Consider the following 13,013-nt stretch of genomic DNA (forward strand, 5'->3'; position numbering starts at 1 on the left):
TCTCGTCATATCCACACTCCAGTTCCTTGGTCACGATCTTATCTTCGTGTCCACGAAACCGGCAGCAGCTCAGACAGAACGAGTGATAGGTGAGGTTGAGGTGCACTTTCTGGCGCAGGCGACGTTCAGACCGCGTCCCCATGACATAGCCGACAACCAACATTTGGATTATGACTTCGGGATCAATCGAGGGCCGCCAAAGTTAACTGTGGGAGCTGCGTATCTCTTTGTGCAGGCCAACAGGATCCGGAAAGCGATCAATCACCCGCAGAAAATGATCAGCAGGGATATGCGCGCAATGGCTCCTGTCTGCTTCCTCTGTCGCCAAAGTGAACGCCATCGGCATCAGATCGCCACGCCACGACAAAATCGGCAGATCAGTTGCGGCAAAGGTGCTGCTCCAACGCCTGAAGCGCGTCTTCGGCATCCAGCCGGGCCGCCGACCGCCCCAGCACCGCGGCAAGCGCACGGCGGGTTCTGGGCCCCATGAAACCATCAAGTGGCCCCGGATTTTGACCTGCCACCAGCAGCAGTCGTTGAAGGGTCAACACCGTCGGCGCCACAGGCAGCCCCGCACGCCCGCAAGGCGCCGGAGGCATGATAGCGGGACCCAGCTGCGCGTTGCGACTTGCCTCCGGCGGCCAACCGGATGCCGCGGGCGCCGCTTGTAATTGGTCTGTAGCTTGCACCGCCGATGCTTCTGAAGGGCTTGCCGTTGTGGCATTGCCTATCGAGGGATCACCCGTGGCGGGCGTCGCATCGGCAATGGGATTAAGCGTGGAACTGGTCGCAGCGGGTGTTTCCTCGGGTACTTCGTCACCCCGCGCAGCAGCATCCGCTTCCGACACGGGCACAGCAGCGGGCGCGCGGGCCTGCACCTCTTCAACGACAAGCGGCAGCCCCGCGAGACAGCGCTCTAACATGTCTGCCGTGAGCCGAGCCGTATCGGGGGTGGCGCCGCTGATCACCCGGTCGCATGTCTCGGTGGTGGCGTCACAGGTCAACTCGATCCGCCAGTCATCAGCGGAATTTCCCGGTGCCAGCGTAGCGCTGAGATCGGCGTAGAGCCAATACTGCAGGCCATCAATCACGCCCTGCTGCCAAAGCCCGGGAAAGCGGGCAGTCGGCACATCGGCATGACGCACTTGTACGCCGGTTGCGCCCGGCAGCGGCACCTCGAAACTCCCGGTCACGCAAGGTTCGGCCTGTGCCGCGGCCCCGAGCGGCGCCAGTAGAATTGCCGCCCACCCGACTGCGCATATGACCCTGGTCATTTGCCGACCCGGATCAGCGGTCCGTGTACCCGAAACGCCACTGCTGCCAACACGACGGCGTTGGTGTTGGCCGTGTAAGCGCCGTTCACCTTGGTCGAGGACTCATAGAGACCCTCTGGCCAGCCGCGCTCGGCATTGGCCAAGGGAACGATGGCGGCAAGCAACTCAGAGGTATATTCGGTGGCAAACAATGCATCCCAGCCAAAGGCCGCTTTGGTGCTCAGCGTGCGCCGGCTGTCGATCCGCTCGCCTTGGAAGGTCATCACCGACCAGGGAGCACCGCCGCCCCAGACGGATGCATAGGCGAAATACGGCGGCTCGGTGATATGGCCTTCGCTGACTGCGGTCAGGATACCCGTCTTGCGAAAGCGCATCTCCTGCGCGCGGTAAACAGCGGTCGCAAAGAGATGCGCCCGCGCGTCGAAACCAAATTCCAACCCGTCAAAAAGATAGGGCTCGCTGGTGGTTAGGGCTGGGGTTTTGTTGCGGTTCAGGCGGGTATCAACCGGGATCGGCACCCCCTCGACCTCTTTGACCATCAGGTTGTCGCGGGCATCAACCGCGCGGGTGGCATCATAGCCAAAGAGCATCATCCCTTTTGCCGCATATTGCTCATATCCAAAGCGCCCTTCCTGGTTCTCACGGAGCAAACCGTCCACGACGCTGGCGCCGTTCAGCTGGCCATCGCGCACCACCCGGTCAAGGTCCCATTTCTTCAGCAGAACCTCGATCTCTGGCGAAAGCACGGGATAATTTCGCTGCACAATCGCAAAGGTGACCAGAAGACGCCCAATGTCGAGTGCGGACCAGCCAAGGCCCACCGTCGTAGGTTTGTTGGTGTAATCCACCATCTGCAAGCTACGGATATCATAGGCCTTATTCGGCAAGCTACCCTCGAACAGGACCATTTTTGACAGGCTTTCAAGAACCATGTGAATCCGGGTCTGCGCCTCGGCGGGTTCGATCAGGCCCAGTTGCCCGGCCGCAACCGTGGCCACGATATAGGACCCGGTTTCCCACATGGTGGTAGAAGGATATTTATCCGCCGAGCCTGCCAAGCCGGTCTTAGGATCGGTGTTGTTTTGAAAATAACGCCAGGCGATGCGGGCATAAGCGAGATGCTCCGGGTCCAGCTCGCCGGTAATCGCCAGCGGCAGTGGCACCACGTCGGCAAAAGCCTGATTGGCATCTTCATGCCGCCCCGCCAGCGCCGATGTGCCCACACCTTCAAGCGAGAGGACAAGCGCCAATCCGGCCAGCAACCCCACGATAAAAATGACATGACCCCGCGCGCGGGCAAGATTTTTCTGAAAACTCATAACGACTCCTCTCCTTCTGCGGCGGGCGGTTGCCACAGGGCAGCCGCGATGATGCCCCACATCGCGAAGCAATTGTTCAGTCCCCAGAGCATGTTGGTGACAACGCCGGTTACCGTGTGCGACGTGCCGCCCAGCCGCAGGGCGGCAACCGCCCAGAGGGCGCCCAGCACGGTGGCGGCGACAATCGCCAGTTGCGGCCGCACGATGTGCAGGAAACGGCCGGACTGGCGGTCCTTCGGGGTCACCGGAAACGAGATTTTGCGCCCCCGCAGCACCGTCCAGATCGCGCGCAGACCGAGGGGAAAGAAGGCCAGATAGCTGGCCTTGCTGGCATAGCCCGCGATCCCCCATGTCCCCACCATCATCGCCAGTTCCAGCGTGATAAGAAACGGGATCACATGCAGGAAAAATGCCGGTGTGTAGGCCGCAACCGGCGACAGACCGGTGAAAAGGTACAGGATGGGCGCCAGCAGGAACACGAGGTTCCAGATCGAGCCGAGATAGGACCAGAAGGTCGAGCCATACATAAGCCGCTGCGGCAGGGTCAGCCCCTTGCGGAACAACGGGTTGTCGTTGAACAAAATATCGAGGCTGCCGCCCGCGTATTTATAGCGCTGGATCGTCCAGCTGAGCAGGTCCTGCGGCGAGAGCATTTTGCTCTCATAGGTCGGGTGCTGCACCGATTTCCAGCCCCGCTCGCGGTCTGAATGCAGCACGATGGAGGTGTAGATGTCCTCGGAGACGTGAAAACGGTAAGGGGTCAGCACCTCAGACACCACCGCCTCGGTGCGGATGGCGCCCATCAGCGCGGGCGCCACGCTGCGCTCGCGGCTGGCCAGAGTAATTTCTTCCTCGGCGGCCAGTACACGGCTTTCGACATTGGTGCCAAAGCTGCGCAGGGCTGCCTCCATCACCGCCTCGCGCCGGTGGATCGAGCCCGCACCGCAGCAAAACGCCGCATTCGCCCAGTTTCGGCGGCGCAGGATCACATCGTAAAACATCTGTGCATCATTGACGAACGGGTCATGGCCCAGCCGGATTTCGCCAAAGACCCCCTCAATGCCGCGCCCGAGGATCTCGCCCGCCCGTCCCAGCCGACGCCGCAAGCGTTTGGTCAGCCGTTCACCCTCGGGCAGATCGTAGAACCATTGCGGTGTCTGCACCCAAGCCATCTGTGGATCGCGGAAATGCCCCAATGTCCGCTCAAGAATGGTGGGGAAAGGCCGGGTGTCCGCATCGCAGATCACCAGAAAATCACCCGATGTCTGCTCCATCGCGTTGCGCAGATTGCCCGCCTTATACCCCTCATTGGTGGCGCGGGTGATGTAGTTGACCGCCTCCGCCTCACAGACCGCGCGCATCTCCGGGCGGCGGCCGTCATCCAGAATATGGATGCGGATGTCGATCGGATGCGGATAGCGGATCGCCTTGGCGTCCAGAATACCCAGCCGCACCAGTTCGGGGTCTTCGTTATAGGTGGCAAAAAGCACATCGACCGTGATCGGCTGACCCGGCACCGGCGTATCCGGCATCACCTCGTCATTGGTGGCGGGCGCGCTCAGCTGCGGCAGCGGCTGATCCTGCCAGAGGTTGATCACAAACAGGATCAGCCCGAGATAGGCCAAGGTTTCCGCAAGCGCCAAGGGCACGGCAAGCCACATCGCCTCGGGGTTGAGCGAATGCGTCCAGCGCCACAGGATGTACCAGCCGCCGATCACCAGCGTCACCGTCGCCAGAAACTGCCACAGTGCCTCGCGCCAGGGCGAATAGGGCAAAGGCTCTGGCGGCTGGCGGTGTTCAAAGGCCAGAAAGTAGGTATCCATCCGCTACTCCTGCGCCGCGGTCCGGCGGCCCCTGCCCCATTCCCAGGGCGACGGGCCCAGACCGATGGTCCAGGCAAACAGCCGGATCCGAGACAGCCCCATCGCCACCAAAAGCGAGAGCGGCAGCACCAGCACAAAGCGCGACAGCACGATCATCCAGGGCTCCAACAACGGCACCAGCCCTGCCTTGCTGACCGCGACATCATAGATGTCGATGACCATCGGATGCACGAGATAGACACCAAAGGTGTAGCGCGCGAGTTTGCTCCAGACCGGGGACCAGTCGCGGTACTGCCCGCCCATGAACAGCGCGAACATGAACAACGGCATCAGGAAATGCCCGTAGAAATCCCAGCCCTGCCGCACCCCCCATTGGCCGTTGAACAGCGCATATCCATAAAACGGCAGCGTGGCGGCATAGGCCATTGCCGCGAAATAAAACGCCCCGCGCCGGATCAGTTTTGACTCTCCGCGCGGGATGCCGTCGCGCCAGAGGCCATAGAGTGCAAAGGCAGCGAGACCATAGCCGACATAGCCCAGAATTTTGGTCACGCGCAGCAGGTAATCGCGCAGGTCCGGGTCCAGTTGCAGCGACCAGATATAGGTCTGCACATGGTTCATCGCGCCCAGCGTCGCAAACAAGGCGAGCCCGAGGATCGGATAGCGCATTGCCAGCCGCATGACCGGGTAGAACATGAAAAGCGCAAAGAGCGTGGGCAGAAAATGCATATGATACTGCGACTTACCCAAGAGGAAATAGCCCAGCCAGACTTTCCAGTCACCGAGCTGCTCAAGGACATAGGGGAGATAGTGAAAAGCATCCGCCTTCATCAAACGGAAGAAGGCGTAGAAAACAGTCCAGACCGCAAACGGCACCAAAAGCCGCCGCGCCTGCTCGGCAATCGCGGGTTTGTACGCAGGCATCCGCCGGTCCACCCGCATCGCCATCAGGAACAGCGAGAAGAAAAAGAACATCTCAGAGCCGGAGAACTCCGCAATCGAGCGCAGGGCCACCGGCACCAGCCGCTCCATCGGCTCGGCTTTGGGAAATACCCCGCCGGAGAAATCGGTGGTGGAATGGATCAGCACCACCCCCATCGCCGCGCAAACGCGGTTGGCGTCAAACCAGACAAGTCTCGGTTTTGCAGAAGCGGTCATGGGGTCAGACTCCCGGGTTGACGGCAGCTTTGCGGCAATAGCTGAACCGGTTGCGGACGCGGAAAATGCTGCGCCTCGGGTTTGCAGTCAGTTGCCGCAAATTCCGTGCCATCGGCACGGCTGATTGGACGGCACAGGATAAAATCCTCAGCCGGAAGCGCCGGGACAGGCGGCGGCAGATCGGCACAGGCGCAGCAGCTGACTTCCTGCACCATCGGCGTCGGCAGGCAGCGGTTTTTGCGGATGTCGGTCTCGGCATAGGCCACATCCCAGAACTGGGTGTTCTGGTTGCGGCGCTGCAGGATCGGCCCCTGCACCTTGTAGAGCAGCGCCGCGAGGATGATGCCGTTGTTATTGGCGGTCTGCAGCGGGATATAGCCGTCGCCGTTCTCGTAGACGCCCTCATAAAAGCCGCTCTCCGGTGTCGACAGATCGGCCACCGAGTCGAACAGCAGATCGGTATAGGGCGTGTCCCACAGCGCCCACATGCCGATTGCCGCCTTTGCCGCAACGGCAGCGCGGTCGGGCTGGTAGGTACCGCTCGGGTCCATCGTGTTCCAGGCGTAGCCATCGGCGAAGATCGAGTCATAAACGAAATAGGGTTTACCCTCGACCTGATGCTCGGAGCGCGCGGTCAGAATGCCGGTCTGTTCAAAGCGGCGCTGCTGCACCAGATAGATGCGGTTGGCAAATTCCGCCCGCCAGCCCTGTCCGGCCACCCCGGGAGTGCTGACCGCATCCTGAGGCAGGTTCCAGCCCATCTCCAGCCCGTCGAGCAGATAGCCCTCGGTCAGCACATAGTTCTGGTTCTGGAACACCCGCGGATCGCGGCCGTCATAGGGCACTTTGACGCCATAGATGTCGGTATAGGCCAGCGGCTGAGGGGCCATCGCTTTGCTGACATCAAAGCCCCAGAGCGCAAAGCCTTTGGCGGCATATTCCTCATAGCCAAGCCGCCCCTCCTGCACATAGCGCGTTTCGCCTTTCCCGGTGACGATGGAGCCAAAGAGACGCCCGTCCTCCTGCACAAGGTTGCAGAAATTCCAGCGCAGCGGGACATTGTCGATACCGGCGGCCAGATAGGGATAGCGCTCCTTGACGATGTCCAGCCAGACGAGCAACCGCCCGATGTCGAGCACCGAAAAGCCGACTTCGCCGGGCTGGTTGGCATAGTTCACCTTTTCCGCAGTCTTGGTGTTGTAGACCTTGTTCGGTGCCTCCCCCCGGAAGAGGTCGAGGTGCCGCAAGGTGCGGATCAGCAGATAGATGCGGCTGTCAAAGGTGCGTTTATCGATGATCCCCAACTCATAGGCCGAGACCAGCGCACTGATGTACGAGGCCGTGTCCCACAGGGTGGTCGAGGGATAGGCGCCCACCGCATTCACCAGCCCGGTGTCGGGTTGATACCGCTCGACGAAATAGGCCCAGGCCGCCTCGGCCATCGCATGTTCCCGCGGCGTCAGTGGCCCGTGGCGGCCAAACCCCTGCCCCGTGGTCACCGCGGATGCAGGTCGGGTTGGCGATTCCGCCGGGGCTGCCACAGAGCCATTAGCCGATGGTGCCTTGGGTAGCAGACTGTCAGCCGCTCCGGGCACCGCTGCCAGTGGCGGTAGCGATGGCGGTGGCGTCGCCATATCGGGCGGCGTCCCACTGTCAGGCGTCAGCACCTCATCAGAAGAGGCGGCCCCTTCAGAGGGCGCTGCGCTGCTCTGCGCTCGGAGAGGCACCGCACCTGCGGCAAGAGCGCCGCTCGCGAGGGTGGCAAGGATCAGCAGGCTGACGGGTCTCATGTGCACTCCTCGGGGCTTTTTGCCCTCAAGCTCTCTTCAATGTCCGACAGGTGATGGCTGAGATCGCGGCTCAGGAGGGTGATCTGCCCAATCAACGCCGCGATATCAGCGCGGTCAGGTGGCAGGGTTGCCGCATCTGTCTCCAGCTGCCGTGCCTCCTCCGCGAAGAGGCCACAGCCCAACGTATTGGCGACGCCAACCAGCGAATGGAACGAGCGCTCCAGCACCTCGCGGTCGCCCGTACCGCTCTCCTGGAACGCCGCGATCACCGCGCGATGACGTTCGAGGTCGGAAATCCCCGCCCGCAACAGGCCCGGCAAGGTTTCCACCCCCAAATAGAGCCGCAGTTCGGCCAGTCTGTCCCGGATCGCGGCGCTTTCAGCAAAAGATCCCGAGGGGGTCGGAGGGGCAGCAACCACGTCCGCAACCCGCGCTGCCACTGGCAAACCCGATGCCACCGCATAACCGCTTTCGGCCATCGCTGTTGCCTTTTGGACCGGCGCCCCGCGCGCAGCGGCATCCCCCTGCCAACGGCTGAGCGCCGCCTGCAACAAGGGCAGCAACAGCGGCTTGGTCAGCACTTCATTGAACCCCGCCTCCAGACAGGCGCGGCGCTCATCGCCCCCGGCATGGGCGGTCAGTGCGAGCACCGGCACCTGCCCGCGCGGCCCCGGCAATTGCCGGATTTGCCGGGTCGCTTCCAGCCCGTCCAGCACCGGCATGGAAATATCCATCAGGATCAGATCATAGCGGAACCGCAGCACCGCCTCGATCGCCTCCTGACCGTTCAGCACAAAATCCGGGTTCTGCCCCAGCCGCTCGAGCATCGAGCGGGCGACGATCTGATTGGTGCTGTTGTCCTCGGCCACCAGAATGCGCAACCGCGGCAAGGCGATCTGGCTGTCGGCCGCGGGCGCACCCGCCCCCGCTTCGGCCGCGTGCAAGGCCAGTTGCAGCCGAAACACCGAGCCGCGGTCTGGGCTGCTGTCAAACGTCATGCTGCCATTCATCAACTCGGCAAGACTGCGGCAGATCGACAGACCAAGGCCGGTGCCACCGAAGCGCCGGGTATAGGAGGCATCCAGCTGGTTGAAGCGGCCGAACACCTGCGGCTGCGTCTCCAGCGGAATCCCGATCCCGGTATCGGTGACGCTGAAACGCAACAGCACCGCGCCGTCATCCGCATCGGCCAGTTTCTCCACCGTGACGGTAACCGAGCCGGTCGCGGTAAATTTCACCGCATTGCTGACCAGATTGACCAGAATTTGCCGGATCCGGCCGGAATCCGCCGTCAACCAAGGCGGCACATCACGGCCGATTTCGCTGTCGAGCACGATGCCCTTTTCCCGCGCGCGCTGCGCATAAAGATGGATGACGCTGCGCACGAGCGGGTGCAGTTCAAACGGCGCGATTTCCAGTTCCATCTTGCCGGCTTCGATCTTCGACATGTCGAGAATGTCATTGAGGATCACCAGAAGGGCATTGGCGCTGGAGCGGGCAATCTTCAGCTGCTCTTTCTGCTCCGCCGAGAGCGCGGTCTCGTCCATCGCGCCCAGCATCCCCAGCACCCCGTTCATCGGCGTCCGCAACTCATGGCTCATGATGGCCAAAAATTCGGACTTGGCGGTATTGGCCCGCTCGGCCTCGGCCAGCGCCTCGCGCATGGCGCTTTCCTGCGCCATTTCGCTGGTCACATCGCGCAAAGTACCGGTCAGCAGATCAGGCTGTCCATATTCGTCAAATGCCATTTCAGCCGTGCCGCGCATGTGGCGGATGCCGCCTTTGGCATGCCGCATCCGGACGTCAATGGCCCCCTGACGCTGGCTGTAGGGCGCACCCGGCGTGCGCAGCCCCGCCAGCATCACCTCAAGCGCGGGCAAATCTTCCGGATGAACAACGTGGTCCAGCGGCACAACCCCTTCCTCGGGGGCGAGGCCCAGCATCCGGAACATCTCTTTCGACCAATGCGCCCGCCCGGTTTTGATGTTGCGGCGGAAACTGCCGAGGCTGGCAATGCGCTGAGCTGCAGAAAGGCTGCGTTCACTGTCGCGCAAGGCCCGTTTCGCCCGCCCCTCTTCAGTAATATCGCGCACGGTTGAGACCATCAGCTCGGGCTGACCCTCGGCATCTGACACCAGTTCAGACAGCGCCGCGAGCTCGATTACCTCCCCGTCAGAGCGGTAGGCGCGATAGGTCAGTGCGCGTCGCTCCGGCTTGCCGCTTTTTTGCGAGCGGGCCAGAGCATCTTTCTCGCTGGCCACCACACGCTCAACATCCGCCGGGAGCAACAGCGCCTGAAACTCCGCGCCCGTCATCCAGCCGCCAGGCTTCAGACCAAAAATCCGCGCCAGCTCACTCGACCAGGTGACCTGATCGGTACGGTAATCCCACCGCACCGTACCGATATGTGCAATCCGATGCGCCTCGGCCAAATCATGGACCGCCGAGCGCAGAGTTACGCCCGTTGCATGTATCTCTCGCCGTTGCAGCCAGAGTGTCGCCAGTGTGAGCACACCCAACACCAGAACAAATGCGGCGAAGCGCTGTGCCCAAAGGCCAAGCTCTTCGAGACGCGAGCGGTCATAAGATGCAACCCGACCCAGTTGATGAAAGGCATCAATCACATAGCGGTCGAAGGTAATGCCTTCCGCCTCCAACATACCGGCCAGCACCGCCAGCGATCCGTCCTGTGCAAGCTCCTCCCCCACCGGTGCGGAGGCCGCGCCGGGCATGGGCGACACGACGGGATCAGGCGGGCTTTCCCCAGCATCCAGCCGCTGAAGGCGCCGATTGAGAAGACTTTGCATCAAGTCGAGCTGATTGCCGCTGCCGGGCAGCGCCGTGCGCACGCCGGGATAGGCAAGTACCACGCCAATCCGATGCAAGAGAACCTGACTGCGCTCCTCAAGGCGTGCCCCAAGAGCGGCATCGCCCGGCCGCCATGCCTGCGCGGCGGCTTGGGCCTCATCCACACTCAGGTGCAGGGCCACCATCTCGCTGCGCAGTGCTGATGCATCGGCCGTTTCCAGATTGCTGCGCAGCAACATGGGCGCCAGCACCAGCGCAGCCAGAAAGCAGGTCACGATCAGGCCAAAGCCGGTGATTACAACCAGATGCTGCCAACGCGGGCGCGTTTCCTGAAGTTTCATGGGGCGCCCTCCCGCAGGAAGCGCAGTTCCAGATGATTGCCACCCGCATCCGACCGGTAGCGTACCGCATCGGCACAACTGAGGATCAAAGCCACGCCACGGCCAGATTCCGCCATCGCATCGATTTCATCGAGGAACGGTTTCTGCTCGTAGATCCCCTGCGGCGCGGGCAGACCATTGTCGATAATTTCAATAAACACCGCCGCCGCATCCACCGCCACCAGCACGTCAATCAAAAGTCCCGAATTCCCCGCGCTCCCATGCACGACGATATTGGTCAGCGCCTCGACCAAAGCGATCTCAAGGCGGATCAACGTATCCGGTGACAGAGCGTCAGCCAGTTCGGCTTTCAGGGCCAGCGCAAGGGGATCGACCGCGTCGATCTCTGCCACCATCCTGAAAGTGCTGCGGCTCACGCCTGCGCCTCCACCGCCACAAGGGCTGCTGCACTGTCGGGATAGGAGGGGAACACCCGGTCCATCCGTGTGATGCGAAACATTTGCGCAACGCTGCTTGCAAGACCGCAGACAACAATTTCGCCGCGATTGCCGACCCTTTTCAGCAATCCCACCAGCGCGGCAATCCCAGAGGAATCAATAAAGCTGACATCTGTCAGATCGATGATCAGCCGGTCGTGCCCCGCGTCGATCAGTCGGCCTGCCTCTTCTTTAAAAACAACGGCAGTAGCGGCGGTCAACCGCTCAACCCCCGGTGAAACAACACAGAGGCCATTTCGGTGAGTTTCAGCTTTAATCATGAGAACCGGCTCCTTTCTAGCGCGAGTACGGTCAGGTCATCTTCCAGCGCGATCCCTTCACGCCAGCGGGCCAACGCGGAAACGACGGCCTGTGGAATCGCCGCCAAACCGGCGGGCGCAGCATCTGCGACCAGCTGGCCCAGACGCTCTTCGCCAAAGGGTTGGTGCTGGGGACTTTCAGCTTCACTGGCGCCGTCAGAGCACAGAACCATTGTCTCGCCGGGGGCGAATGAACTCAAACGGGTTTCAAACTCGGCCTCGAGCAGCAAGCCAACCGGAAACCCGCCATCGCCCACCACACGCAGGCTGCCTGTCGGCGCAATCACATAGGGCGAGGGATAACCAGCCTGACAATAGACAAGCTGATCGCTGGACCGCGCGATCACGCCGCAGAACATGGTGAAATAATCCGTGGCCTCGTCACTGAAAAAGCGCGTATTCAGGCCCCGCACCATCGCGGCGGGATCTGCGCGCCCCTCCGGGTCGAATGCGTGGGTCATAAAGTATTCTGCCGTCACCAGATGACCAATCGCGACAGACAACAGCGCCGCATGCACGCCGTGCCCGGCCACATCGACGGCGTAGAACCCGAGCATGTCCGGCCCGAGTTCAAAGCAGCTGAACATGTCGCCCGAGACATAGGTTGAGGGCACGAAGGCCGAGGCAAAGCTGCACCCTTGGATCCGCCCCCGCAGATCCGGCAGGAGTCTTCGTTGAGCGGCCGCCGCGTCATGCAGGTCTCGCTCGATGCGCTCTTTGGCAACTTCCAGAATGCGATTGCGTTCGGCCAATGCTTCTTCGTGCTGGATCAACCGGGCCGCAGCACGGATCCTGACCGTCAACATGGCAGCATCCAGAGGTTTAGACATAAAATCGTCTATTCCGGCGTCCAGCGCAGCTGCCCGCTCCGCACTCTGGTCGCGCCCGGTGACCATAATGATATGGACATAGTGATCAAAAGACTGCGCCCGAACCCGTCGGGTCAGCTGATGCCCATCAAGGCCGGGCATGTTAAGATCGCAAATCAAAATAGGCGCGTTTGTCTCGATAACCAACCGCAGTGCGGTATCGCCGTCTGCAGCTTCGATCGCCGAATGCCCCAGCCGGGCCAAGACGGCCGACGTAAAGCTACGCTGAATTGCGTCATCATCCGCGACTACGATCTGCATCCCAAAAAGCTCATTTCTTCAAGATCATCATATTCCTTCCAGCATCCTGCGCCGTCACGGAAACACACGCAATTGGATAATTTGTGTATACCAAAACATCTTTAGGTTGCAGTCAATATGACAACAAATTACCGAGATCGCCGACATTGCGGCAGATACCGTGATTGATAACCCCCGAAAAAGTGCGCCCCCAAAAATGCTGACGGCTCAGAATCCGATCGCGGGTCGAAGTACGCACTGCAAACGACTTCACGCCCGAAACCGGCTGTGTTTCGGCGTGCAAATCTGACCCCCTTGGCGGGGTAATCGGCGTCCAATTTTGACCCCCCTCAAGTTTGATCTGACCATCCGTTGCGAGGCAGCGGATGGAGGGGGAGTTGAAGCGAGTGGATACGATAGCGCGGGTGCATGGGGCGTTTCATGTGCAGGGCTGGTCGATGAAGCGCATCGTCCGGGACCTGCATGTGTCGCGCAACACGGTGGCCGAGCGGCGGCTTTGGGCCGAGGCTGTGTGGAAACGCGCGTGCAAGGTGCGCCGGATGTAGGTGTGTCGGTCTGCTCGCTTTTTGCAGCC

General features: G+C 61.6%; 10 protein-coding genes and 1 pseudogene. 1 reads left to right on the top strand and 10 read right to left on the bottom strand.

The genetic code is table 11. The features are described 5' to 3' along the window. Positions 1 to 73: 73 nt before the first annotated feature. The 10 genes and pseudogenes from ACEN2S_RS22705 to ACEN2S_RS22750 form a co-directional block, all read right to left on the bottom strand. Positions 74 to 346: pseudogene (locus ACEN2S_RS22705) on the bottom strand (transposase); the annotation flags it as partial. Positions 347 to 377: 31 nt separating this feature from the next. Further along, the gene (locus ACEN2S_RS22710; protein WP_441870828.1) at positions 378 to 1,193 is read right to left on the bottom strand and encodes a hypothetical protein; all 816 of its coding nucleotides are present in this window, start codon (positions 1,191 to 1,193) and stop codon (positions 378 to 380) included. 77 nt (positions 1,194 to 1,270) lie between these two features. Continuing rightward, positions 1,271 to 2,593, bottom strand: a complete 1,323-nt coding sequence (locus ACEN2S_RS22715; RefSeq protein WP_441870831.1) for a DUF3131 domain-containing protein — start codon at positions 2,591 to 2,593, stop codon at positions 1,271 to 1,273. Beyond that, positions 2,590 to 4,416, bottom strand: coding sequence for a glycosyltransferase family 2 protein (locus ACEN2S_RS22720; protein ID WP_441870834.1), 1,827 nt, complete (start codon positions 4,414 to 4,416; stop codon positions 2,590 to 2,592). The genes ACEN2S_RS22715 and ACEN2S_RS22720 overlap by 4 nt, the downstream gene beginning before the upstream one ends. 3 nt (positions 4,417 to 4,419) lie before the next feature. Beyond that, positions 4,420 to 5,574 carry an acyltransferase gene (locus ACEN2S_RS22725; protein WP_441870837.1) on the bottom strand — a complete coding sequence of 385 codons (1,155 nt, stop codon included), beginning with the start codon at positions 5,572 to 5,574 and terminating at the stop codon, positions 4,420 to 4,422. After that, complete coding sequence (locus ACEN2S_RS22730; protein ID WP_441870840.1) at positions 5,571 to 7,073, bottom strand: DUF3131 domain-containing protein; 1,503 nt, start codon at positions 7,071 to 7,073, stop codon at positions 5,571 to 5,573. Before ACEN2S_RS22730 ends, ACEN2S_RS22725 begins: the two co-directional genes overlap by 4 nt. 287 nt (positions 7,074 to 7,360) lie before the next feature. Next, positions 7,361 to 10,513: an ATP-binding protein gene (locus tag ACEN2S_RS22735; RefSeq protein WP_441870843.1), complete on the bottom strand. Its 3,153-nt coding sequence runs from the start codon at positions 10,511 to 10,513 to the stop codon at positions 7,361 to 7,363. Then, positions 10,510 to 10,929, bottom strand: coding sequence for an ATP-binding protein (locus ACEN2S_RS22740; RefSeq protein ID WP_441870846.1), 420 nt, complete (start codon positions 10,927 to 10,929; stop codon positions 10,510 to 10,512). The genes ACEN2S_RS22735 and ACEN2S_RS22740 overlap by 4 nt, the downstream gene beginning before the upstream one ends. After that, a complete protein-coding gene (locus ACEN2S_RS22745; protein WP_441870849.1) occupies positions 10,926 to 11,270 on the bottom strand; it encodes an STAS domain-containing protein in 345 nt (114 codons plus the stop codon). The genes ACEN2S_RS22740 and ACEN2S_RS22745 overlap by 4 nt, the downstream gene beginning before the upstream one ends. Beyond that, positions 11,267 to 12,439, bottom strand: coding sequence for a PP2C family protein-serine/threonine phosphatase (locus tag ACEN2S_RS22750; RefSeq protein ID WP_441870852.1), 1,173 nt, complete (start codon positions 12,437 to 12,439; stop codon positions 11,267 to 11,269). The genes ACEN2S_RS22745 and ACEN2S_RS22750 overlap by 4 nt, the downstream gene beginning before the upstream one ends. A gap of 386 nt (positions 12,440 to 12,825) precedes the next feature. On the opposite strand from ACEN2S_RS22750, the gene ACEN2S_RS22755 reads away from it, so the two are divergent. Then, the gene (locus tag ACEN2S_RS22755) at positions 12,826 to 12,984 is read left to right on the top strand and encodes a hypothetical protein (protein WP_441870855.1); all 159 of its coding nucleotides are present in this window, start codon (positions 12,826 to 12,828) and stop codon (positions 12,982 to 12,984) included. The last annotated feature ends 29 nt before the right edge of the window (positions 12,985 to 13,013 follow it).

The sequence above is a fragment of the Phaeovulum sp. W22_SRMD_FR3 genome, from assembly GCF_052113705.1.
Taxonomy (GTDB): domain Bacteria; phylum Pseudomonadota; class Alphaproteobacteria; order Rhodobacterales; family Rhodobacteraceae; genus JBGQOG01.